Origin of the sequence: Halomonas sp. KG2 (assembly GCA_030440445.1) — a bacterium.
Lineage (GTDB): Bacteria > Pseudomonadota > Gammaproteobacteria > Pseudomonadales > Halomonadaceae > Vreelandella.
This window is the reverse complement of sequence record CP098528.1, coordinates 2,072,057-2,095,193: the sequence shown is the minus strand read 5'-3', so window position 1 is coordinate 2,095,193 and position 23,137 is coordinate 2,072,057. Positions and strand designations below refer to the sequence as shown.

Here is a 23,137-nt window from a genome sequence, read left to right as displayed (position 1 = left end):
ACAGCTTACCGGCAATAACTTTTGGCCCCCAATTACTCATGGAGCGCGCTGTGGCACGTTATACCTTACGCCGACTGCTACTGATGATCCCGACCCTGTTCGGCATCATGCTGCTTAACTTCATGATTGTTCAGGCTGCCCCTGGGGGGCCCATCGACCAAATGCTGGCCCGCTTTGAGGGGGCCGACGCCATGGCAAGCACGCGCCTGGATATGGGGGGCGCGGATATACAAGTTAGTGATGACTCTAGGGGCGCGCGTGGAATCGATCCGCGCTTTATCGAGCAGTTAGAGCAGCAATTTGGCTTTGACAAACCTGCTCATGAACGGTTTATCGGCATGATGGTGGACTATCTCACCTTCGATTTCGGCACCAGCTTTTTTCGTGATCGACCGGTGATTGAACTGATGATCGAGCGCCTGCCCGTGTCTATTTCATTAGGCTTATGGACAACGCTGCTGGTCTATCTCATTTCTATTCCTTTAGGCATCCGCAAAGCGCTACGACACGGCTCTCGCTTTGATGTCTGGACCTCAGGTCTGGTGATCGTAGGCTATGCCATTCCGGGCTTTTTGTTCGCCATTCTGCTTATTGTCGTATTTGCTGGTGGCACTTACCTGGATTGGTTTCCTCTACGCGGCTTAACATCGCCCGATTTTTCCGAGCTATCCGCTTGGGGCAAAACTAAAGACTACTTCTGGCATATCATCCTACCGGTACTGGCTGCCGCGATTGGCAGTTTTGCCACTCTCACCATGCTGACCAAAAACAGCTTTTTGGATGAAATTCATAAGCAGTACGTGCTGACAGCCCGGGCCAAAGGTGCCGACGAACAGCGTATTTTGTATGGCCATGTTTTCCGCAATGCCATGCTGATTATCATTGCTGGGCTGCCCTCTGCAATGATTGGCATTTTCTTTACCGGCGCACTGCTCATCGAGGTAATTTTTTCCTTGGATGGCCTCGGCTTATTAGGCTTTGAGGCAGTAATGCAGCGAGACTACCCCGTCATTTTCGGAACGCTATTTCTGTATACAGTGATCGGGCTGCTGCTAAAGCTAATATCCGACTTGACCTATGTATGGGTAGACCCACGCATTGATTTTGCGTCGAGGGAGTCATAAACATGACATTTATCAGCTCGCGTCTTTCGCCGATTACGCTGCGTCGCCTAGCAGCATTTAAAGCCAATCGCCGCGCCCGAGTATCGCTGTGGCTATTTGGCGTTCTGTTTATTATCAGCTTATTGGCTGAACTGATCGCCAACGACAAGCCTCTCGTAATGAAATATGACGGGCAGTGGTATGTACCGCTACTGGTCGATTATCCGGAAACCGAATTCGGCGGCTTCTTACCCACCCGTACCGACTACCTAGATCCCTTTGTCCAACAGCAAATCAGCGATCACGGTTGGGCGCTATGGCCGATGATTCCCTACTCCTATCAAACTCTCGATATGCTGATGACACGACCTTCGCCTGCACCGCCAGATAGGCGCCATTGGCTGGGTACCGATGATCAAGGGCGTGATGTATTAGCGCGAGTCATTTACGGGTTTCGACTATCGGTTGCCTTTGCCCTGGTGCTCACCGCAGGCTCTTTAGTACTGGGCGTAGTAGTGGGCGGTGTGCAGGGTTATTTTGGCGGCAAAGTAGACCTCATCGGACAGCGCATCACGGAAATCTGGTCGGGATTACCGGTGCTATTTCTGCTGATTATATTGGCCAGTTTTGTGCAACCCGGTTTCTGGTGGTTACTTGGCATCATGCTGTTGTTTTCGTGGCTGGGACTGGTTGATATTGTGCGCGCCGAGTTTTTGCGCGCACGCAATCTTGAGTACGTGCGTGCAGCCAAGGCCATGGGACTCCCTTCTCGGCTGATTATGTGGCGCCACGTGCTACCTAACGCGATGGTAGCCACGCTGACGTTTATCCCCTTCCTGTTCACTGGTGCCATTGGCACACTCACCGCGCTGGACTTTTTAGGCTTTGGTCTGCCACCTGGCGCGCCTTCACTTGGCGAACTCGCGGCACAGGGCAAAAACAACCTGCATGCTCCATGGCTTGGCATCACCGCGTTTATGACGCTTGCCATTATGCTCTCACTACTGGTGTTTATTGGTGAAGGACTTCGCGATGCCTTCGACCCACGACATGTGAAGCAGCATCAGTCACCCGCCCAGGAAGCCAAGCATGCCTAATCACGCAAACACTGCCAAACCACTACTGCGCTTAAGCGAGTTTTCTGTTTCCTTCGATGGCAACGTCGTTGTTGATTCCCTCTCTCTCACTGTCAATGCGGGCGAAACGCTCGCTATCGTGGGGGAATCTGGCTCGGGCAAGTCGGTTTCTGCACTGGGCGCGATTAATTTACTGCCTGACAATGCTAGCGTAAGCGGTCAGCGCTGGTTAGAAGAGACCGACCTTAACCAACTAGGCAAACGTGATTGGAATGGTATTCGCGGTAATCAGGTGGGGTTTATTTTCCAAGAGCCAATGACGTCGCTCAACCCGCTTCACCGCATTGGCAAGCAAATAGGTGAAACCCTTCGTTTACACCAGGGCCTTAGCGGGCAGGCTGCACGTACACGGGCCAAGGCACTGTTAGAACAAGTCAAACTACCGCGTCCTGACGAACTGCTTGACGCCTGGCCACATCAACTTTCTGGCGGCCAGCGCCAGCGGGTAATGATCGCCATGGCCATTGCCAATAATCCGGCACTGCTGATTGCGGATGAGCCAACGACGGCGCTCGATGTGACCGTTCAGCAAGAGATTTTAGCCCTGCTGAAAGAACTCCGCGATCATCACGGCATGGGTGTGCTGTTTATCAGTCACGACTTAAATTTGGTACGTCGCCATGCAGACCGGATATGCGTCATGTATCAAGGGAAAATCCAGGAAACCGGTAGCGTTGCCGATGTATTTAATAATCCCCAAAGCGACTACACCAAAGCCCTTATTGCCGCCGAACCAGAAGGCCGACCTGCTGAGCCTGCCGATACCACGCCGCTTTTGACCACACGCCAGCTTAGCGTGAGCTTCAAGCGCCCGAGGACAGGACTTTTTCAGCGCCAGCCACCCGCTTTTGAGGCCCTGAAAGCCACCGACCTAACCATCGCCCCTGGCGAAACGCTGGGCATTGTTGGCGAATCAGGCTCTGGAAAAACGACGCTGGCGTCAGCGGTTATGCGATTAGTCGCTAGCCAAGGTGAGGTGATACTGGGCAATGCCACGTTGAGCCAGCTCTCTGGCGACACGCTTCGACGCCAGCGCCATCGGCTACAAATGGTGTTTCAAGATCCTTACGGAGCGCTTTCTCCGCGCATGCCGGTATTTGATATTGTCAGTGAAGGCCTGCAGTTTCATTACCCTAACTTGACCAATGCAGAAGTCACCGAACGCGTGCATCGAACGCTGCGAGAAGTGGGTCTGCCGGAAAGCTGTGCTGCCCGCTACCCTCATGAGTTTTCAGGGGGACAGCGCCAGCGCATAGCAGTGGCGCGGGCCATTATCCTAGAACCTGAACTACTGGTACTGGACGAACCAACCTCAGCATTAGACCGGACCGTACAAAAACAGTTGGTCACGCTACTGCGAGAACTTCAGGCACGCCGCCAACTAAGCTACCTGTTTATTAGCCATGATCTTGCCGTGGTGCGCGCTATGGCCCACCGCATTATGGTGCTAAAAGATGGCGATGTGGTAGAGCAAGGCGATTGCCTGGAAGTACTCGCCGCCCCACAGCACCCCTATACCAAAGCGTTGATAGAAGCTGCCCACTTGCACTAGCTACCTAGTTAACATAAGAGGTTATCTCGGCGTTTTTTCAAGCTGGCAACGCATGAACGCAGAAGTAAGATAACGGTATAAAAATTAATTACTCATAATAAAAACGCCCCGGTCTTGGCACGGGTGTGCTGACCGAGGCGTTTTATCCACTAGCAGTGACGCTAAGTGTGTTTAGAAGCTGGCAATTTCTTCAGGTGTAAGCTCCCGCCACTCACCAGGTGCCAGGTCATCTGGCAAGACCACATCACCAATCGAACGGCGATGAAGCGCATTGACGTGATTGCCTAGGGCTGCAAACATGCGTTTTACTTGGTGATAGCGCCCTTCTGTAATGGTCAATTCCGCTTGCTGGGGAGTAATAAACCTCAGCACGGCAGGTTGCGTTGGCGTTTCTTCACCATCCAGTAGAAGTCCTTCCTCTACTTGGTTAATGGCCCACTCAGCGGCGCTACCTTCCATAGGCTCTGCCAACTCTGCAATGTATACCTTGGCACAGCGATGGCGCGGCGAGGTGACACGATGGGACCATTGGCCATCATCAGTGAGCAGTAACAAGCCGGTGGTATCTACATCCAACCGCCCTACCGGCTGCAGTCGCTCTACTTTGGGTAGATCAATGAGGTCAATCACCCTTGGGTAGAGCCCACGGCGGGCAGTGCACTCTACTTCCAGTGGCTTATGCATCATCAGGTAACGCAACCCAACCAGCGCTAGCGTCTCACCGTTGAGTTTTATTTCGTCGTTCTGGGTGTCAACTTGGGTCGCCGACTGTTTGATGGGCTCGCCATTCAGGGTCACCTCGCCATTTTTTAGCGCCCGCTTTGCTAAGCTGCGCGTTAGCGGGGTTGTTTCACTCAAAAAGCGATCAAGGCGCATTATTGACCCACTCCTGGCAGAAGCGAAAAGCGGTCGGCGTCTTGCCAGGCAGGAAATTTTTCTCGAAAAGCATCTAGGTCCGTTTTATTTAGCGTCCCCGTTTCAATAAACGGAGAGTTTGCAGGGTGGTCGATCAGCGGTTCCCCTTTGAAATCGACCAGCATGGAATCGCCGCTATAGGCGAGTCCTTTGGCATCTTCACCGACGCGGTTTACACCTACTACATAAACTAGGTTTTCAACTGCACGCGCTTGTAAAAGCGTGCGCCATGGGTGACGCCGGGGTGCAGGCCAGTTCGCCACACACAGCGCGGCATCATACTCGAAATGTTCGCCCTCTGCTGGCTGCTGACGCATCCAAACGGGAAACCTCAGGTCGTAGCATACGCTCAATAGCAGCCTGAAGCCTTTCAGTTCAACGATCTTCCGGCTGTTGCCCATACCATAGCGTTCATGCTCTCCGGCCATACGAAATAAATGGCGCTTATCGTAGTACTGCAAGTCGCCGCTGGGGGTAGCCCATACCATGCGGTTGAAGTATTGCCCTTCATCGACAATTGCCACGCTGCCGGTCATGACACAGCCTCTCGCCTTGGCCTGCGTCTGTAACCAGGCAACGCTCTGGCTCGCGTTCATGGGCTGGGCCATTTCCCGTGAATTCATGGTAAAACCCGTAGCAAACATCTCTGGCAACACAATTAAATCGGTATCGCGGCTATCTAATTCGCCTAATAACTGCTCAAGATGCGCATGATTGGCCTGAGGATCTTCCCAGCGCAAATCGCACTGCACTAAGCTCGTTTTCAGTTGACTCATGCCATGTCTCCTTTGCATCAGTGTGTTCGTCAATTATGTGCTAGATTAGCATTTTTAATTAGTGAGGCTGCTATGTTTCCACCCGCATCAAGGGACCCTGAAGCGGTCAAGGGCGTTATGTTTGGCTTAACTGCCTACATTATGTGGGGCTGCTTCCCACTATTTTTCGCTCTGTTTGATGGCATTCCCGCCTTTGAAATCCTGATACATCGGATTTTGTGGTCGTGCCTTTTCCTGGTCGGGCTAATCAGCATACTGCGCCGATGGACGCCAGTGGTTAGCGCACTTGTTGAGCCTAAGCGCTTGGGGCGCGTACTCGCGTGCGCATTACTGATTGCCTTTAATTGGGGCCTCTATATCTATGCTGTTGAAAGCAAGCAGGTATTACAAGCCAGTTTAGGCTACTTTCTAACGCCGCTGGTCAACATTGCCTTGGGCGTACTGGTGCTACGCGAAGTAATGGCTCGCCTCCAGTTGGTTGCTCTTGGTTTGGCAAGTTTAGCGATTGCAATCCAGTTCCTGATGTTGGGTGAACTGCCCTGGATTAGCCTATTGCTAGCACTCAGCTTTGGTAGCTACGGATTATTTCGCAAGCAAGTGCCTCTTGATGGGCTTTCAGGCCTGTTTGTAGAGACGCTGTTGCTATTCCCACTAGCACTAATAGCGCTCACTTGGCTCAGTTGGCAGGGGGAGTCTCACTTTATTCATAATGTGCCGATGAGCACCCTACTAATAATTAGCGGTGTGTTAACCGCCCTGCCCTTGATGGCCTTTGCTGGGGCTGCACGACGCTTACGGCTGGCAACGCTAGGGTTTCTGATGTATATCAATCCCAGCATTCAGTTTTTGATTGCAATCATTATCTTTGGCGAGCCTCTAGGGCTCATCCAGTTAGCGACCTTTGTGATGATCTGGGCGAGCTTAGCGCTATATTCTTGGTCCTCTTGGCAATCACGTTCGCGCCAGCAGGTGGCTTCCTGAGGCTAATTCTTCCGCAGGTTTTTCAATACTCACTGCACTGGTGTTATTCGTCTTTTCAGGCTGGTAGCCCACGCGAAAGCCTCCCCAGTGCTTGCCATTAATGTAAATGGGAACCGAAAGATCGTGCATGATTTCGCCCGTGTCACGCTTATAGGTTTGTAGCAGCAACGGTTTTTCGTGGGCGCCGCAACGACTGCCCGTAGGATCATCAAAAATGCGTTTGCTGCGGCAATACTTGAGATCGTGATCGTAATCACCGGTGGGCTCGCGGCTGACGCCTGCGTTATGGGTCGGCACATAGCCGTTGCGGTCACATGCAATGGCGTAACTCAACCCATGCTCAGCAAGCAAAGGTTCTTGCAAGCTGGGTAACTGTAAGTCCGTGAATGCATCAAAGCCTGTGTGGTAAAGCGGTGGCTGTGTCCCAGGCATGACCTTGTAATCAGGCTGGAACAGCGACGCTTCTGATAACGCACCGGAGGCAATGGCCTTTTCAAACGATTTACCAATACGGTTCGCCGCTTGGCGAGCAACGCTAAACACATGCTGATGACGCCCCTGTAAACGCTGCTGCGCCAGCTCGCCATCAACGCCTTCTGCAGCGTCCATTAACGCCCGAGCTTGCTGAGCTAAATCGCGCATATCGCGATTGCCCTCATCTACATCGTCTTCCAGCTGACGTAAGCTATCAGCAACTGTTTGGCTATGGACTTTGGTGCTTTCCATTGCTTCTGCGACGCTGGTGATTTCCTGCTCAACTTGATCGAACTGTTGCGTGATAGTGGCAAGACTACTGCCCACCTGCTGCATTCCTTGGGAACGCTCTCTGATGCGGTTCATCAGCGCTCCCATGGTACCAACAACACGTTGGCCACTCTGGTGCATATCTTTAACAAGCTCATCGACGCTTTGTGTCGCCGTTGACGTCTTGAGTGCCAAGTTGCGCACTTCGCCCGCGACCACCGCAAATCCTCGTCCATGCTCGCCCGCTCGAGCTGCCTCAATAGAAGCATTGAGTGATAACAGATGCGTTTGTTCTGCTATTCCCTCAATCATCGACGTCACGTTGCGGACACGCTCAATTTTGTCGTTAAGCGCCGATAGCATTTCCAGCGCCTGATCAGAGCGCTCGGAAACATCACTCATATCACCAATAATATCAGCCAGCTCATCATGATTGTGATGGCTTGCCTGACGAGCGCTCTCGGCAAGCGAGGCGACATGGCTAGCACTGACACTCACTTGCATGATGGCGGTATTAATAGCGTTCATACTCGATGACGCATCACTGGCCATGGCCTCCTGCTTAGTAAGGCGTTGCGCCATAAGATCAGCGTAATGAGAAACTTCTGCCGAGGCGATAGCCGTGCTACTTGCTCGATTCATCAACCGATAGGCCATCGCGCGAAGCGAACCATAGTCGCGAATGGGCTTGAAACCATGAATGGGTTTCGTCAAACGCGCTTGATCAGCAGAGTAAACCAACATCATCGTTGCGAGCATTAAACCTGCACCAGCCCCCGTCGCCAACAGCAGCGCAGCATAGGGAAAAACACCAGACCCAGTCATCATCCAAACAGAAACACCTAGCACTGCCAAGGGCACTAATAGCCAAAGTAGTCGCATGTGGGGTACTCTTTTTTATTTGACGTTATTGAGCAGTCAATCAATAAAGAAGGAGCGATTAGCCACTTTTCAGTCAGCTTAACGGGTTATGCTAATGAATGAAGTAGCACTTTCGGGTCAGAACATGCTTTTGTTTGCAAGCAAAGGCCATTATTGCCTACACAACACGCTAAACTGACGGACTCACCAGTGGTTGGGGTTTAAAAAACGAAGCTGACGCAAGGAGCTTATGTTCAAGCGCTATTTTCCTATTCTTACATGGCTGCCCCACTACCATAAGCGCCTGCTAGGTGCCGATATATTAGCGGGACTCATCGTAACCGTGATGGTGATTCCGCAGTCATTAGCCTATGCCCTACTTGCTGGTTTGCCCGCGGTAGTGGGCCTATATGCCAGTATTTTGCCGCAACTTCTGTATACCTTTTTAGGCACAAGCCGCACTCTAGCCGTAGGCCCGGTGGCCATCATTGCATTAATGACGGGCGCTGCGCTCTCTTCTGTAGCAACGCCCGGCAGCCCCGACTATTTGCAAGCTGCGCTGGTACTTTCATTACTTTCTGGCGGCATATTGGTGGCAATGGGTGCCCTTAAAATGGGCTTTTTTAGCAATTTTTTAAGTCATCCGGTTATCTCGGGCTTTTTAACCGCATCGGGAATTCTGATTGCCGTTAGTCAACTGGGAAGCCTATTGGGTATCTCCAGCAGTGGCTTTACGCTGGTAGAGCGTGTGATAACGCTTTTTCCTAATCTCCCCACCTTTAACCCCTATACGCTTGTAATCGGCGCTGGAACGCTGTTTTTTCTCGTTATGATGCGGCGTTTTGGTAAGCAGAGCCTTAGCGCTATTGGTTTGCCTAGAACGCTCGCCGATTTAATCACCAAGGCGGGTCCTGTCTTTGCGGTGATTATTACCACGCTGGCTGCTTGGCATTGGCAGTTGGCCGACCAAGGCGTTGCCATTGTCGGCGCTATTCCAAGCGGGCTACCTGCGCTAAGTTTTCCCTGGGCAGATACGTCACTATGGCGCGCCCTGTTCATCCCGGCGCTACTCATTAGTTTGGTGGGGTTTGTCGAGTCTGTTTCCATGGGACAAATGTTGGCAGCAAAACGGCGCCAACGTATCTCCCCTAATCAGGAACTGATTGGCTTAGGTGCCGCTAATCTAGCCGCTGGGTTTACCAGTGGCATGCCGGTCACCGGTGGCCTTTCGCGCACGGTCATCAACTATGATGCTGGGGCACAAACCCCCGCGGCCGGAGCCTTTGCTGCACTGGGAATAGCCTTGGTAACGATGGCGTTTACTGGCTGGCTCTACTACCTGCCGATTGCTACGTTGGCCGCGACAATTACCGTGTCTATTTTAACCCTGGTCGATATCCCCATGTTGCGCCAAACGTGGCGCTATTCTCGCAGTGATTTCGCCGCAATGGCCGTCACCATTCTGCTCACCCTAGTTGAAGGTATCGAAGCAGGCATCCTCGGCGGCGTTAGTCTTTCTATCGCGTTATTTCTGTATCGCACCAGCCGCCCCCATAGCGCGCTGGTGGGCCGGGTGCCGGACACCGAGCATTTCCGCAATACCGAACGCCACGATGTTGAAACCGTCAGTAATGTGGCGCTACTGCGAATCGACGAAAGCCTCTATTTTGCGAACGCCCGCTATCTTGAGGATACCGTCTATAATTTGGTCGCTAGCTATCCTGAGCTGGAGCACGTCGTTCTTATCTGTTCAGCCGTTAACTTAATTGATGCATCAGCGCTCGAGAGCCTGGATGCGATCAATGCGCGCTTAAAAGACTCCGATGTGAAACTTCATCTGTCCGAGGTGAAGGGCCCCGTTATGGATCAGCTCAAAAAGAGCGATTTTTTAGAGGCCCTGACCGGGCGCGTTTTTCTAAGTACTTACGCCGCTTGGCGAGAATTTTCATAAGCATGTTTTCTTAAGCTTACAAAGCACCTTTAACTAACGCTCGTTTGAATGCATCATAGACTTCTAAACAAGTGCATCGATACTAAGAGCGCCAAGGAGTGGGGATGCCAAGCGAGTGGATAGCGCGTGATGACCAAACAGTCACCCTTAAAGGCGAGTGGACGCTTGCCAATTATCGCCATATCAAAGCGGCGCTTCAGCACAGTGAAACTCAAACTGAGCTTGGCAAGCCAACGGATACGGCGGTTTCATTAGAAGCAGTAACTCGCCTTGATACCGCTGGTGCCATACTCATTGTGGAGCTGATTGGCGTTGAGAAAGCGCAATCGGTAGCAGATTGGGCAGCCGAACTGCCGAAAGAGCAGCAGGCGTTGCTAGTGCGTATTGCCGAAGCCATGGAAGCGCCGCTTGACGTTGACACGCCTTCCTATTCGCGCATTAGCCAAGCACTTGCCAGCGTGGGTCAACACATGGTGGGGCTTTGGTCCCAGCAGCGCCAGCTATTGGCCTTTATTGGCCTGGTGGTGGCCACTCTTTTCCAGTTGATATTGCGGCCACGTCACTGGCGTTTAACGGCCACCGTGGCCCATATTCAGCAGAGCGGCCTGAATGCCGTCCCTATCGTTGCGCTACTCACCTTTATGGTGGGCGCCGTGGTGGCTTTCCTTGGCGCTACCGTTTTGCAGGATTTTGGCGCCACAATTTATACCATCGATCTTGTGGCGTTCTCATTCTTGCGAGAGTTCGGCGTTCTGCTCGCTGCGATCCTACTCGCGGGACGAACCGCTAGTGCCTTTACCGCCCAAATTGGCGCCATGAAATCCAATGAAGAGATAGATGCCCTCCAAGCGCAGGGGCTTGATCCTATCGAGCTTTTGGTACTCCCACGGGTAATGGCGATGTTAATTAGTCTGCCCATGCTCGCCTTTGTAGGTATGCTCAGCGGCTTAGCGGGCGGCGCCATGGTCACCTCCCTGTCACTGGATATTTCACTTACCCAGTTTATGGCCACGCTGCAAAAAGACGTATCGGTGACACACTTTTTGGTAGGACTAAGCAAAGCCCCGGTGTTTGCCTTCGTGATCGCCGTGATCGGCTGCCTGGAAGGCTTTAAGGTCAGCGGTAGCGCGCAGTCGGTGGGAGAACACACCACTTCAAGTGTCGTTCAATCGATTTTTATGGTGATTCTAATTGATGCCGTCGCCGCGCTATTCTTTATGGAGATGGGCTGGTGATCAATTCAGATAAACCGATAGAGCAAAACGACTTACCGGTCATTAAGGTTCGAGGCTTAGTGAACCGCTTTGGCACGCATGTGGTTCACGAAAATTTAGATCTAACCCTTGAACGCGGGGAAATCCTCGGCGTTGTCGGCGGTTCTGGCACCGGCAAATCAGTGCTGTTACGCAGCATCGTCGGCTTGAAACGCCCCAATGGCGGCACGGTTGAAGTCCTAGGCACAACGCTTAACGAGCTTAACGAGGCGCAGCGCAGTCAAATAGAGCGCCGCTTTGGCGTGCTGTTTCAGCGCGGCGCGCTGTTCAGCTCGTTGAACCTGCAAGAGAATATTGCCCTACCGCTAATTGAACATGCCAGGCTACCCCGCGAAGACGCCGAGCATCTTGCCAGGGTCAAGCTATCGTTGGTCGGGCTTCCGCCCCAGGCCGCGCTGCAGTTTCCTGAGTCGCTGTCTGGCGGCATGGTCAAGCGCGCCGCCCTTGCCCGTGCCTTAGCGCTGGATCCTGACATCCTGTTTCTGGATGAGCCAACCGCGGGGCTTGACCCTATTGGCGCGGCGGCCTTCGATCAGTTGCTGGTCACCCTTCGCGATGCGCTGGGATTCAGCGTATTCCTGGTTACCCATGACCTAGATACGCTCTACGCTGCCTGCGACCGGGTCGCGGTACTCTCACAGAAACGTGTGCTGGTAGTGGATACTATCGATAACGTGGCGGATACCGACGATGAATGGATTCAAGACTACTTTCACGGCCCGCGTGGTCGAGCCGCTCAGCGTGCTCATAGCGCCTCTTCAAATAACGCAAACGTCCAGGAGTGACTGCACATGGAAACCCGCGCGCATCACGTTTTGATAGGTTTGTTCACACTGGGAACCGCCGTCGCGGCGCTGCTGTTTGCACTTTGGATGAGCTATGCCGCCGGAGAGCGTAACTATCAGCCTTACCGCATTCTATTTGAGCGCAGTGTTAGTGGTTTATCAATTGGCAGCAAGGTGCAGTACAACGGCATTGAAGTTGGCGATGTTACCGAGCTGACGCTGAACCCTGACGACCCACGCCAAGTGATTGCCAGTGTGCGAGTCTATGAAGACACCCCCGTCAAAACAGATACCCGAGCAAAATTAGCCTTTGCCAGCATTACCGGCAGTATGTCGGTTCAACTGTATGGTGGCACCCCAGAAAGCCCCCGCCTGGCAAATCAAACGGACAGCATGGCACCGCTTATCAAGGCAGACCCTTCACCGATCGCCACGCTATTTGATGAAGGCGAAACAATGATTCAAAACATTAATTCTATTCTGATAAACGTTAATGAACTATTTAATGACGGCAATCGTGAACAAGCCGGCACTATTTTGACGAGTATTGCGCAGATCACAGAGATGATCGCCTCACAACAAACAGCGCTTGATCAAAATATGGCACTGTTCGGCGAAGTATCACGCCAAGCCACAACGACCCTTGAAAGCATCGATACCCTCAGCCAAGAGGCGACACAGCTATTGCGCCAAGATGGCCAGCAAATGATGCAAAGCGCTGCAAGCGCCAGTCGTGATGTGGCCAGCGCCGCGCAACGAATTGAACAACTCGTTAACGACAATGCCGGTGCTGTCGACAGTATGCTGCAGGGGGCACAAGACATTGCTCCCGCACTTTCAGCCTTACGTTCTACACTAACTAATCTTGAGCGTATTACTCGCCAGCTTGAAGAGAGTCCCACAGACTTCTTCCTGGGCCGGGATCAGGTAGAGGAGTTTCGTCCATGAGCTTGCGCTTTACGTTTAGCATCGTCACATTAGCGGCGCTTGTATTAAGCGCCGGTTGTTCAATACTGCCCGAAAGTAATCCCGCAACGCTCTATCGGCTGCCATCGCCTGCCACGCTGTCTGAACACACGACCGCCACCCTCCCGGTAAAACTTGGCATTGCCACCCCGGAGGCAGGTCACTTGCTTAACAGCAACCGTATTGTGGTATACCCAGAAGGCAATGTAGTCAATGTATATGAGGGGGTACGCTGGCATGAAGACGCCCCAGAAATGCTTCAAGCGCGCTTAATTTCTGATCTCCAGCAGCGCCAGCTATTCACTGGCGTGAGTAGCGACCGATTGCCTCACGATATACTGCTACTGAGCGAGCTGCGCCATTTCCAAAGTGAGTACGACACTTCCCCACCCAGTATTCATCTTCAATTAGATGTCCAACTTGTGAATACACAACACCGAAAGCCGCTAGCAGCGACTAGTTTTGTTATCCGCACCCGCGCGAATAGCCCGGAGATTCCGGACGTCGTCAATGCGTTTGGCGCGGCCAGCGACGCGCTAGCTGAGCAGCTTTCAGCATGGATCGCGGCGCAATCAAGCAGTCTGAGGACCGCCGATTGACGGCGTCTTTCTTAAAAAATCACGCGGGTCTTTAGGATAAAAATGTTCAGGCTGGCACTCTAAATGGGTAAAAAATCGCGTGTCTTTGTAAGGCATTTTCATAAAGCCGGACACGCCTAACCCCTCGATCTGGCTTACAGACGCCAACATCTGCGCCAGCAAAGCCCGAAACTCGGCCTCTCGGCTAGGGTCCAGTAGCCGATAATAGCTATGGATTTTAAGATGCTTTGGTAGTGACTCAAAGATGATCATGCCGGTGTGATGAATCTCATTCAGCCGTTGCAGTATGTGCATAATGGTGTCAGGCAGGACCAGTAGCTCTTCTGGATCAGGGCCGTCTTCAAAGTAGCTATGCTGGCGAGTGAGGTCTTCCATTTCTGGAACCGCGCTCAGCTCGTAGTCAATCGTGGTGCCAGGATCACAATGAAAAGGCTCTTCCGCACTCGCGCGCTCTAAATGCAGCGTTTGGCGTGCATTAAACAAACAGCTTTTAAACACCCCTTGGCGATGGATGGCTCGCGCCAAGTGCACCATATTGTTGACGGCTTGAATGAACGCTGGCTTTAATGCGGGATCATGCAGGTTAAGTGAGGAGTCTATATAGACGCCCTCTCGCTCCCAGCGTACTGCTAAACCACCAACAACCGGGTATTTTCCTAAGCGACTCACCGAGGCCAAAAACGCCTTTTCGGTTTCCCCCATGCCCTGCATAAATTGTTTGTAATAGCGGTCTAGCTGCACATCATTGACATCATTAAGTGTTTCTTCCGCGTTCGCTTCGCGCAGAAACGCTTTCCGGGAGCTGTAAACGACCGTATCAATTTCTTGGTGCGCCGCACGACCCCAAACAGGCACTAGCGGGGTTTGTATTGGCGTAGGTAAATCTAACATCACTACTTTGGCCATACGGGACATTGCCTGTAAATAGTGATCCCCTGCTTTATGGCGTATGTGTGGGTCGGGATCCAGCATGCCGTCTAAGGTGCGGGCAAACTCCAAGGGTAGCCCCAGCGAGCTAGCGGGAATGGCGCGATGACCAAAGCGGCAAGATTGCGCCGAAGCTAATGCATATAGCGTTCCTGCCGCCCCTTGCTCATCGAAACGCGGCGATGATAGCGCTCCATTTAGCTGCTCTTCACCAATAAAGTAGACATCGCCCAGCCGGGCGTTGGTTTGCTGCAGGTTGTCGGACATTAATTCCATCACGTTTGCCCCAACAAATTGGAGCTTTTCGTCTAACTGGGCAAATACGGACGATCCCCAGTCAATCAATGCGATGGATTCGGTATCTGGATCAAATACCAAATTTGACGGCTTGATGTCGCCATGCACAACGGGACGCGCATTGGGACCCGTTTCGCGGCGCAATGCGGAAAGAATATCGGCCAACTGGTTGGCAATGCGCACCACTAACCGTGGAGAGAGACGGCCTTCTTTCAGTGACACCTGTTCAAGATTCCAACCAGGCGCACGCTCCATCACCAGAATTGACTGGCCTCGGGAGCGTTGGTAAGCCACCAGCTTTGGTATGCGGGGATGGGAAACCTGATCAAGCATAAACGCCTCTTCTTCAAGGCGTTCTTGTAAATGGGTCGGTAGCGTAATACGTGAAAATTTAAACACGTAGTGGGCAGGCACATCTTGGTGTTGCGCGCTGCCCGCAAATACAAAGCCATAGGCACCTTTACCCACCAGCTCAATCCCCGTGTAGCCTAGCTGGGCGAGCTGTGCCTGACACAGTGCTACCCAGTCTTTAAGCTTACGGGCATCGTGATGGCTGAGTAGATATACCGACTGCTCTTCCGGTATATAAAACTGCTGGAGCGGTGCCTGAGACATTTCTCATTCCTTGCTAACCAACTTCTGGCTATTTAACCTCTTGCTACTCAATATCTAACAACCTTAGCCCAAGTGCAGCAGCATGGTTTCAGGTGCTTCCAAGTAGCCTTTCCAGGCATTGCAGAACCTGGCGATGGTACCGCCATCAATAAAGCGGTGATCGCCTGCCCAGGTGATGGTCATAATGGCTCGCCGCTGAACTTCTCCTTGCTCGTCGAAGCGCGGTAACCATTGGGTTTTACCAATCGCCACTATCGCCGCTTCCGGCGCATTGATAATCGGCGCGGCATAGGTGCCGCCCAACGCACCAATGTTAGAAATACTAATGGTGCCACCTTTGAGATCAGCCTGATCGACACGCCCTTCTCGGGCCGCAACGGTTAAACGCCCCACTTCACGAGCAATGTCTAGCAGCGTTAAACGCTCAACACCTTTCACATTGGGCACCAGCAAACCGGCTTTACTATCCACCGCCATGCCGATATTGCACTGTTTGTAGTAGTGCAGCTCGTTGGCTTCCGCGTTTAGCTGGGCATTGATGATCGGCGCCTCAGTAACCGCTAGCGCCATGGCTTTCATGAAAAAGGGCATGAGTGTTAGCCGCTCACCAAGCGCTTCTACCCGTGGCTTTAGACGCTCGCGCAGCGCCAACAGATCGGTCACATCGATCTCTTCGCCATAGTGGAAATGCGGGATGGAGCTGGCTGCCTCAACCATTCTTTTCGCCATCACCGCGCGCACACCGCGAAGCGGTTCGACGCGGGGAGGTTGGGCTACTTGCGATGGTGCTTGGCTAGGGGCCGCAGAAGGTTGATTCAGGTGCGCCAGCACGTCTTCTTTTAATACCCGGCCATCTTTACCACTGCCAGCAATGGCAGTTAACTCAAGCTGGTGTTCACGAACAAGACGTCGCACGGCTGGGCTGGCCGGTATTTTGCCGCTGCTCGTACTAAGGCTGCAGGTACTGGATGCCACAGCGGCTTGCTCAACCGTCTTGGCTGAGCCACTGTCAGCGTCAGCGACAGGTGATTGAGGCTCGTTAGCCTGTTCCGTCGCGCCGGCTTCTTGCGTGTCATTTTCTGCTTGGTAGGCATAAAGCGGTGCGTGTACTTTGGCAATTTTTCCTTGGGCAACATAAAGCTTGGTGACAACGCCCGCTTCGGGAGCGGTAATTTCCACTAGCGCTTTATCGGTCATCACCTCGACAATTGGCTGATCTTCCTCAATCCGATCACCCTCCGCAACGCGCCACTCCACTACTTCACATTCAACAATGCCTTCGCCGATATCCGGCAGCATGAAATCGCTCATTATTTTTCTCCCTGGCGTTAAAAGTTAACGCTTTCGCGAATCGCTTCAAAAATTTTCAGATGGTCGGGCAAATACTCTTTTTCCAGCACTAGCGGGAAAGGTGTATCTAGCCCCGTTACCCGAGTAATCGGCGATTCAAGATAGAGAAAACAGCGCTCTTGGATCGTCGCGGCGATTTCACCCGCAAAGCCACCTGTTAACGGCGCTTCATGGCTGACGATCAAACGTCCTGTTTTTAGAACAGACTCAACGACAGTATCCGCGTCCCATGGCATCACCGTGCGCAGATCAATCACTTCACAGGCAATGCCCTGCTCTTCAGCAAGCTCAACGGCTTTGCCGATGACTTCCATTTGCGCGCCCCAGCCCACCAGCGTTATATCAGTCCCCTCTTTAATGACCTCCGCTTCACCAATCGGAAGCTGGTAATCTTCTTGGGGCACCTCACCCACCGATGCACGATAGAGACGCTTGGGTTCCAAAAAAAGCACTGGATCTGGATCGCGAATGGAAGCGAGCAGTAGCCCTTTCGCTTGGTAGGGGTTGCGCGGTACAACGACTTTCAAGCCGGGCGTATGTGTAAAGTAAGCCTCTGGTGATTGCGAATGATAGAGCCCCCCCGCGATACCACCGCCATAGGGCGTGCGGATGGTTAATCCACCCACATTGAATAAATCCCCCGAACGGTAGCGGAATTTCGCAGACTCATTAACGATTTGGTCAAAAGCGGGAAAGATGTAGTCGGCAAACTGAATTTCAGCAACGGGCACTGAGCCTTGAGCAGCCAGCCCATTGGCGAAACCAATGATGCCTTGCTCTACCAACGGCGTGTTAAAGCAGCGCGCTTTACCATACTTTTCCTGTAAATGGCTGGTAGCACGGAATACGCCGCCAAAAACGCCAACATCTTCACCAAAACAGATAACTTTGTCATCTTCAGCCATGGCGATATCAAGCGCATTGTTGATCGCCTGGAGCATGTTCATTGTGGGCATGTTATGCCTCCCCCTGGGAATCTGTGGACGTATTCACCTCAAGGTCTAGCGACCGCGCTCCACGCGGGTAGGCCTCTGGATAGCGGCGAATATGGCGTTTAAGCTGATCAAATTGACGCTGTAACTCAGGGGTTATGTCGGCATAGACATCAGTAATCAGCGATTCCAGCGGTGGGGGTGAACGCTTTTCTGCCCGTTTCAAGGTATCCAGCACGTCGCGGCGCAACGTTTCCTGCTGGCTGGTTTCCTCCTCCTCGCTCCACCAGCCTTTTTTCAACAGCCATTTCTGCATGCGCAGTATGGGATCTTTTAACCGCCATGCTTCTTCTTCACTTTTGGCACGATAGCCGGAAGGGTCATCCGAAGAGGAGTGAGCAGCAAGGCGGTAAGACATGGCTTCAATCAGCACAGGTTTGTTCTGTTCAACAGCAATCTGACGCGCTTGGCGTGTCGCTTCATAAACTGCCAGTGCATCGTTCCCGTCAACGCGTATCACATGCATATGATAGCCAAACGCCCTGGGGGCAATGCCATCGGCTGCAAACTGCTCGGTTGACGGCGTCGAAATGGCATAGCCATTGTTGCGGCAGAAAAAAATCACCGGTACTTGATGGACAGACGCCATATTCAGCGCGGCGTGGAAATCACCTTCTGATGCAGCACCCTCACCGAAAAACGTTAAGGTGCAATGCCCATCACCCGCTAATTTCTGACCGTATGCGTAGCCTGTCGCCTGGGGGATTTGCGTTGCAAGCGGAGAAGAGATGGTCATGTAGTGCAGCTTGCGTGATCCATAGTGAATCGGCATTTGACGGCCTTTACCGTAGTCAAGCTCGTTGCCAAATAGCTGATTCATAAACTCATCAATGGAGAACCCGCGGTACATTAAGGCGCCTTGCTCGCGGTACTGCGCCATGATCATATCGGCATCGTCTAGCGCAGCAGCTGCACCAACAACGGCGGCTTCTTCACCCGTGCTTTGCATATAAAAACTGAGCCGCCCCTGGCGCTGGGCAGCCATCATGCGCTCATCTAGGATACGGGTGGCCAGCATGGCTTGATAGAGCCGTCTGGCATGATCACGCGGTAGGTCTGGCTCTATCGCACCTTCGTAAAGCTCGCCCTCAGGGTCGAGCAGGCTGAAAGTAGCCATTGAGAATTCGTCGCCGGTCATAAAGCTCGGCTGATGTACGTAGTTTGTCATGCTTATTATCCTTGTATTACCCCTTTTGAGGGCAGTGTTGTTGGTGTTGACCGTTTTTACCAGTGGATTTATCTAGCATAGGTCAATCTTGTCGAGGTTAGTGTCACCTCGATCAACTCAACATAAGGACAGTAACGCAGTCTGCTACTTTTAGGGATACAACTTAAGACGCAGATAGACGAGTGCGCAGCTGTTGTTGCAACGCATCAAACAGACTATCGACGGTCAACGCGAGTAACGCGATCAACAGCGCACCTTGTAAAACATACGCCATATTGCCATTCACGATACCGGCTATGATCGGGTCACCTAAGTTACTGGCGCCTACCGTCGCCCCTATAGCCGCTGTGGCAATATTAATGGTTACCGATGTTCGGATACCGGCCAGAATCACCGGCGCGGCCAATGGCAGCTCAACGCGAGTTAATACCTGCCAAGGGGTCATCCCCATGGCAAACGCAGCCTGTTTCAGACTCGCATCTACATCCTGCAACCCGGCAAGCGTGTTTCGCACAATCGGCAATAAGCCATAGAGCATTAGCGCCACGATAATCGGCAATGTTCCAAAACCCAATACAGGAACCGCCAGGGCAAGCACTGCCACAGGAGGAAATGTCTGACCCAGTGAAGCCAACTGCCCGGCTAGGGGTAAGAAGTCTCGCCCCCACTGCCGAGTGACTGCGATGCCGGCCAATACGCCTACACATATCGTAATGACAGCTGCGATGCCAACAACGAACACGTGCCTTGCCAGCAGAGAAGCAAAATCAGCGCGGGAATAAATCACCTGACGGGCGTCTGGCTCCAGCCAACGAAATACGGGCTCTAACGCCGGGATACCCAATACCCCTATCAGCAGCAAAAGTGCCCAACCAATAGGCCATAGCCAGCGCGGGCCAACTGCAATCGATGATTCGCCACGGTTACGATCACGCGTCACGGTGACTCACCTTGTCTAACTGGGCCTCTTTGACCACTTTGCGCAGCGATAACTCACCAATCGGCATATCATGCTGGTCGACAACCGTCAGCCTATCGCAGTGGTCTCGCAGCATCATTGAAAGCGCTTGGCGCAGTGAAAAATCACCCGGAATACGCGACTGGGCAGGCAGTGTCTGCCCAAGCGACGACATGTGGTCTTTCACGCGTGTTAAGGCAGCCTGCTTTAAGCCACGCTCCAACCCTCCCAATAGCGACTCAACAAACGGATCGGCGGGGGTTTGAAGCAGCGCTAGCGGTGACCCCTGCTGAACAATACGACCTTCGCGCATAACGACTAAATGATCTGCCAGTTTGAGCGCTTCATCCATATCGTGAGTCACGAACACCACGGTTTTATGCAACCGCGCCTGAAGCTTTGCCAGCTCGTCTTGAAGCTTTTCTCGCGTAATAGGGTCTAGCGCTCCAAAAGGCTCATCCATCAGCAAAATATCAGGATCTGCCGCCAATGCGCGCGCAACGCCTACCCGCTGCGCCTGGCCGCCAGAGAGCTGATGAGGATACTTATGAGCAAACTCTTCCGTGGGAAGGCCTAACAGACGCATTAACTCTTCTACGCGTGCTTTAACATCAGCGGCAGGCCATTTTAACAAACGCGGTACCAGCCCAATGTTGTGCGCTACCGTCCAATGAGGAAACAGGCCGGTACTCTGGATCGCATAGCCTATTCGGCGGCGAAGCTTAACCGGGTCATAGTGGCCTATTGCCTGTCCGTCGATGATAATGTCGCCGCTACTATGCTCAATCAAACGATTTATCATACGTAACGTCGTCGATTTTCCGCAGCCTGATGACCCTACCAGCGCACAGAACTTTCCTTTCGCGACGTGTAAGGATATGTCGTCAACCGCTGTGTCTTCGCCAAAGTGCTTCGACACATGGGAAAGCTCTATCATTTATGTCCCCCGGGGCGAAGCGCGTCGGCTAATGCCCCCAAACTAGCATCTACAATTAGTGCCAAGACCAAAATAGGCAGCGCGCCAAGTAGCACCATGTCCATAGCCGCTTGGCCTAACCCCTGAAAAATAAACGTGCCAAGCCCACCTGCCCCAATCAACGCAGCAACGGCCGTTAATCCAATCGCTTGCACAGCGGTAATTCGTACACCTTCTAATAGTATTGGCAGCGCCAACGGAAATCTTACCTGCCAGAAGCGCTGATACGGACGCATCCCCATCGCCTTAGCAGCATCTAAGGTTTCAGGGTCGACTTCATCAAGCGCAATATACGTATTGCGCACCATGGGTAACAGGCTATAAGCAATGAGCGCAATCAATGCGGGTGTGGCGCCAATACCGCTAACTCCTAACTGCGCTAAAAAGGGCACGTTAGCAGCTAGCCAAGCAAGCGGAGCGAGCAGTAGCCCAAACAGAGCTAAGCTCGGAATCGTTTGCAGGAAGTTCAGCCATGCAAACGCTATTCGTTGTAGACGTTGGTAACGTCGCATTAGCATAGCGAGCACTAAACCAACCACGATACTAACGCTCACCGCTATGCCGACCAGTACCACATGTTGCAGCATGGCACGATAAAACTGCTGGTCGCGCGCTTGAAACTCCTGAACAAGGGCTAAATTTTCAAGCCATAAGGCGGCACAAAGCAGCCACGCTCCCCCCACGCTGCTGAGCAGTAGAGTGGTCCATAAACGCGACAACCCCAAACGTAAACGCACTTCCACTAGGCACAATAAAAGCAAAAAAAGCACGACCCAATAGGCTGCCCCAATCCCTAAACGCGCTTGCGGCAGAGTCGGATCAATCAGCCAGTGGCCTGCTACCATAAGCCCGAATGGCATCAATAAGAGTGTCAGGGTAATGATACACAGCTGAGCATAGCCATGAAGGCGGCTTGGCCTTATAGCCAAGCCGCCCATAGCGATAAATAACAAGGAAACAAGCAGTGCACCGGGCCACCCAATCGCAGCTACTAAGCCATAAGATGTGCCCGCTACAATTCTATTAGGCGCGACGCTAACAAGACCTAGTAGCCAAGAGGCCCCTAACATAGCGGCACTTAAACAAATCAGTACTGAGTTTAAATGCCCATATTGACGGAGTGGCGATGGCAAGGCGTCTATCTGCGACATTCATTAGTCATCCAGGCTATCAAGATAGTCGCTTGCGACTTGATCAGGCGAGAAACCATTCACCGCTACATCTGCGTTCAGCGTTTGCAACGTCACAAGGTCAAGTGTTGCAAATACGTCGTTGAGTAGCGTCTCAATTTCAGGGTAGGCATCCAGCACTTCGGCACGCACCATTGGCGACGGCTGATATACCGGCTGAACCCCCTTAATATCTTCTAAAACAACCAGTCCAAGCGCACTTAAGCCACCATCGGTTCCATACGTCATGGCACCATTTACACCGCTTGTTTGTTGGGCAGCGGCTCGCATAGTAGCCGCCGTATTACCACCGGACAGCACAAGCAGTTGATCATCGCTAAGTTCGAACCCATAAGCATCCTGAAATGCAGGCAATGCCTGAGCGGATTCTACAAATTCTGCACTCGCTGCGAATTTAAACTCGCCGCCTTCGTTAACATAGTCGGCAAGATCATCAAGGGTCGTTAAGCCGTTGGCCGTCGCCACGTCTTCACGAATACTCATCGCCCAGGTGTTATTCGCGCTAGCAGGCTTCAGCCATATCAGCCCTTGCGCCGCATCGCGCTCTTTAACCGTCTGGTAGGCATCCTCTGCACTATTCCAGACAGGGCTGTCAGTCATATCAAAGAAAAAAGCGCCGTTACCGGTATATTCGGGATAAAGGTCGATTTCTCCCGCTTCAAGCGCACTACGCACAACGCTGGTGCCACCTAGTTGTAGGCGATCTTCTGTAGGCACACCGCCACGTTCTAGCGTTTGAATAATCAGCTCACCCAGCACGGCCCCTTCTGTGTCGATTTTGGAGGACACGACAACAGGATCGCTGGCGTAAGCAGTCGAAAAAGTAATAGCTGATAAGCAAGCGACGATGGTCGGTTTTAGAGTAAAGCGCATAGTGGTCATCCTCTTATTTAGCGTCTTGAAGGTATCATCTCAGTATAAGAGCCAACGACATTGACATCAGACGCCATATCAACGGCGCCTGACATCGACAACGTTTCTATTCGATGACACCCACTGTCATCACGCTCAACATCGATAA

The 23,137-nt window shown here is 52.6% G+C and carries 20 protein-coding genes; 9 read left to right on the top strand and 11 right to left on the bottom strand.

The window, feature by feature from the left end; translation table 11 throughout:
* The first annotated feature begins 50 nt into the window (after positions 1 to 50).
* The 3 genes from NDQ72_09750 to NDQ72_09740 are packed head-to-tail and all read left to right on the top strand — an operon-like array spanning position 51 to position 3,791.
* Positions 51 to 1,124 (top strand): microcin C ABC transporter permease YejB, encoded by a 1,074-nt coding sequence (locus tag NDQ72_09750; GenBank protein ID WKD30201.1) that lies wholly within the window; start codon positions 51 to 53, stop codon positions 1,122 to 1,124.
* A 2-nt stretch (positions 1,125 to 1,126) separates the two neighbouring features.
* Positions 1,127 to 2,200 (top strand): ABC transporter permease, encoded by a 1,074-nt coding sequence (locus tag NDQ72_09745; protein WKD30200.1) that lies wholly within the window; start codon positions 1,127 to 1,129, stop codon positions 2,198 to 2,200.
* The gene (locus NDQ72_09740) at positions 2,193 to 3,791 is read left to right on the top strand and encodes a dipeptide ABC transporter ATP-binding protein (protein WKD30199.1); all 1,599 of its coding nucleotides are present in this window, start codon (positions 2,193 to 2,195) and stop codon (positions 3,789 to 3,791) included. The genes NDQ72_09745 and NDQ72_09740 overlap by 8 nt, the downstream gene beginning before the upstream one ends.
* Before the next feature lie 171 nt (positions 3,792 to 3,962).
* On the opposite strand, the gene NDQ72_09735 is transcribed toward NDQ72_09740, so the two are convergent.
* Positions 3,963 to 4,667, bottom strand: a complete 705-nt coding sequence (locus NDQ72_09735) for a pseudouridine synthase (protein WKD30198.1) — start codon at positions 4,665 to 4,667, stop codon at positions 3,963 to 3,965.
* Entirely contained in the window at positions 4,667 to 5,482 is an 816-nt protein-coding gene (locus NDQ72_09730) for an amidohydrolase (protein ID WKD30197.1), read from the bottom strand. Before NDQ72_09730 ends, NDQ72_09735 begins: the two co-directional genes overlap by 1 nt.
* A 72-nt stretch (positions 5,483 to 5,554) precedes the next feature.
* On the opposite strand from NDQ72_09730, the gene rarD reads away from it, so the two are divergent.
* A complete protein-coding gene (rarD, locus tag NDQ72_09725; protein WKD30196.1) occupies positions 5,555 to 6,463 on the top strand; it encodes an EamA family transporter RarD in 909 nt (302 codons plus the stop codon).
* Here rarD and NDQ72_09720 read toward each other — a convergent pair.
* Positions 6,434 to 8,089, bottom strand: coding sequence for a methyl-accepting chemotaxis protein (locus NDQ72_09720; GenBank protein WKD30195.1), 1,656 nt, complete (start codon positions 8,087 to 8,089; stop codon positions 6,434 to 6,436). The genes rarD and NDQ72_09720 overlap by 30 nt on opposite strands.
* Before the next feature lie 229 nt (positions 8,090 to 8,318).
* On the opposite strand from NDQ72_09720, the gene sulP reads away from it, so the two are divergent.
* From sulP to NDQ72_09695, 5 genes are all read left to right on the top strand, one after another.
* Entirely contained in the window at positions 8,319 to 10,019 is a 1,701-nt protein-coding gene (gene sulP / locus NDQ72_09715; protein ID WKD30194.1) for a sulfate permease, read from the top strand.
* A gap of 104 nt (positions 10,020 to 10,123) precedes the next feature.
* Positions 10,124 to 11,254, top strand: coding sequence for an ABC transporter permease (locus NDQ72_09710; GenBank protein ID WKD30193.1), 1,131 nt, complete (start codon positions 10,124 to 10,126; stop codon positions 11,252 to 11,254).
* Positions 11,254 to 12,078, top strand: coding sequence for an ATP-binding cassette domain-containing protein (locus NDQ72_09705; GenBank protein WKD30372.1), 825 nt, complete (start codon positions 11,254 to 11,256; stop codon positions 12,076 to 12,078). Before NDQ72_09710 ends, NDQ72_09705 begins: the two co-directional genes overlap by 1 nt.
* Positions 12,079 to 12,084: 6 nt before the next feature.
* Positions 12,085 to 13,026 carry an MCE family protein gene (locus NDQ72_09700; GenBank protein ID WKD30192.1) on the top strand — a complete coding sequence of 314 codons (942 nt, stop codon included), beginning with the start codon at positions 12,085 to 12,087 and terminating at the stop codon, positions 13,024 to 13,026.
* Positions 13,023 to 13,643 (top strand): ABC-type transport auxiliary lipoprotein family protein, encoded by a 621-nt coding sequence (locus NDQ72_09695; protein WKD30191.1) that lies wholly within the window; start codon positions 13,023 to 13,025, stop codon positions 13,641 to 13,643. The genes NDQ72_09700 and NDQ72_09695 overlap by 4 nt, the downstream gene beginning before the upstream one ends.
* Here NDQ72_09695 and NDQ72_09690 read toward each other — a convergent pair.
* The 8 genes from NDQ72_09690 to NDQ72_09655 all read right to left on the bottom strand — a co-directional run bounded on the left by NDQ72_09690 (position 13,617) and on the right by NDQ72_09655 (position 22,989).
* Entirely contained in the window at positions 13,617 to 15,482 is a 1,866-nt protein-coding gene (locus tag NDQ72_09690) for a protein kinase (GenBank protein WKD30190.1), read from the bottom strand. The two genes, NDQ72_09695 and NDQ72_09690, sit on opposite strands and share 27 nt — an antisense overlap.
* Positions 15,483 to 15,545: 63 nt before the next feature.
* The gene (locus NDQ72_09685) at positions 15,546 to 16,793 is read right to left on the bottom strand and encodes a 2-oxo acid dehydrogenase subunit E2 (GenBank protein ID WKD30189.1); all 1,248 of its coding nucleotides are present in this window, start codon (positions 16,791 to 16,793) and stop codon (positions 15,546 to 15,548) included.
* Positions 16,794 to 16,810: 17 nt separating this feature from the next.
* Positions 16,811 to 17,788, bottom strand: a complete 978-nt coding sequence (locus tag NDQ72_09680; GenBank protein ID WKD30188.1) for an alpha-ketoacid dehydrogenase subunit beta — start codon at positions 17,786 to 17,788, stop codon at positions 16,811 to 16,813.
* A 1-nt stretch (position 17,789) separates the two neighbouring features.
* Positions 17,790 to 18,992: a thiamine pyrophosphate-dependent dehydrogenase E1 component subunit alpha gene (locus NDQ72_09675; protein ID WKD30187.1), complete on the bottom strand. Its 1,203-nt coding sequence runs from the start codon at positions 18,990 to 18,992 to the stop codon at positions 17,790 to 17,792.
* A 163-nt stretch (positions 18,993 to 19,155) separates the two neighbouring features.
* Complete coding sequence (locus NDQ72_09670; protein WKD30186.1) at positions 19,156 to 19,932, bottom strand: ABC transporter permease; 777 nt, start codon at positions 19,930 to 19,932, stop codon at positions 19,156 to 19,158.
* Positions 19,922 to 20,887: an ABC transporter ATP-binding protein gene (locus NDQ72_09665; GenBank protein ID WKD30185.1), complete on the bottom strand. Its 966-nt coding sequence runs from the start codon at positions 20,885 to 20,887 to the stop codon at positions 19,922 to 19,924. The genes NDQ72_09670 and NDQ72_09665 overlap by 11 nt, the downstream gene beginning before the upstream one ends.
* Positions 20,884 to 22,077, bottom strand: a complete 1,194-nt coding sequence (locus tag NDQ72_09660; protein WKD30184.1) for an ABC transporter permease — start codon at positions 22,075 to 22,077, stop codon at positions 20,884 to 20,886. Before NDQ72_09660 ends, NDQ72_09665 begins: the two co-directional genes overlap by 4 nt.
* Before the next feature lie 3 nt (positions 22,078 to 22,080).
* Positions 22,081 to 22,989, bottom strand: a complete 909-nt coding sequence (locus NDQ72_09655) for an ABC transporter substrate-binding protein (GenBank protein ID WKD30183.1) — start codon at positions 22,987 to 22,989, stop codon at positions 22,081 to 22,083.
* Between the last annotated feature and the right edge of the window lie 148 nt (positions 22,990 to 23,137).

Bases quoted from the DNA above. Each gene is read 5' to 3' on its own strand.
- NDQ72_09685 (WKD30189.1), bottom strand. From the start codon at position 16,793: ATGAGCGATTTCATGCTGCCGGATATCGGCGAAGGCATTGTTGAATGT.
- NDQ72_09700 (WKD30192.1), top strand. From the start codon at position 12,085: ATGGAAACCCGCGCGCATCACGTTTTGATAGGTTTGTTCACACTGGGA.
- NDQ72_09745 (WKD30200.1), top strand. From the start codon at position 1,127: ATGACATTTATCAGCTCGCGTCTTTCGCCGATTACGCTGCGTCGCCTA.
- NDQ72_09740 (WKD30199.1), top strand. From the start codon at position 2,193: ATGCCTAATCACGCAAACACTGCCAAACCACTACTGCGCTTAAGCGAG.
- NDQ72_09690 (WKD30190.1), bottom strand. From the start codon at position 15,482: ATGTCTCAGGCACCGCTCCAGCAGTTTTATATACCGGAAGAGCAGTCG.
- NDQ72_09735 (WKD30198.1), bottom strand. From the start codon at position 4,667: ATGCGCCTTGATCGCTTTTTGAGTGAAACAACCCCGCTAACGCGCAGC.
- NDQ72_09710 (WKD30193.1), top strand. From the start codon at position 10,124: ATGCCAAGCGAGTGGATAGCGCGTGATGACCAAACAGTCACCCTTAAA.
- sulP (WKD30194.1), top strand. From the start codon at position 8,319: ATGTTCAAGCGCTATTTTCCTATTCTTACATGGCTGCCCCACTACCAT.
- NDQ72_09665 (WKD30185.1), bottom strand. From the start codon at position 20,887: ATGATAGAGCTTTCCCATGTGTCGAAGCACTTTGGCGAAGACACAGCG.
- NDQ72_09675 (WKD30187.1), bottom strand. From the start codon at position 18,992: ATGACAAACTACGTACATCAGCCGAGCTTTATGACCGGCGACGAATTC.
- NDQ72_09695 (WKD30191.1), top strand. From the start codon at position 13,023: ATGAGCTTGCGCTTTACGTTTAGCATCGTCACATTAGCGGCGCTTGTA.
- NDQ72_09680 (WKD30188.1), bottom strand. From the start codon at position 17,788: ATGCCCACAATGAACATGCTCCAGGCGATCAACAATGCGCTTGATATC.
- NDQ72_09655 (WKD30183.1), bottom strand. From the start codon at position 22,989: ATGCGCTTTACTCTAAAACCGACCATCGTCGCTTGCTTATCAGCTATT.
- NDQ72_09660 (WKD30184.1), bottom strand. From the start codon at position 22,077: ATGTCGCAGATAGACGCCTTGCCATCGCCACTCCGTCAATATGGGCAT.
- NDQ72_09730 (WKD30197.1), bottom strand. From the start codon at position 5,482: ATGAGTCAACTGAAAACGAGCTTAGTGCAGTGCGATTTGCGCTGGGAA.
- rarD (WKD30196.1), top strand. From the start codon at position 5,555: ATGTTTCCACCCGCATCAAGGGACCCTGAAGCGGTCAAGGGCGTTATG.
- NDQ72_09720 (WKD30195.1), bottom strand. From the start codon at position 8,089: ATGCGACTACTTTGGCTATTAGTGCCCTTGGCAGTGCTAGGTGTTTCT.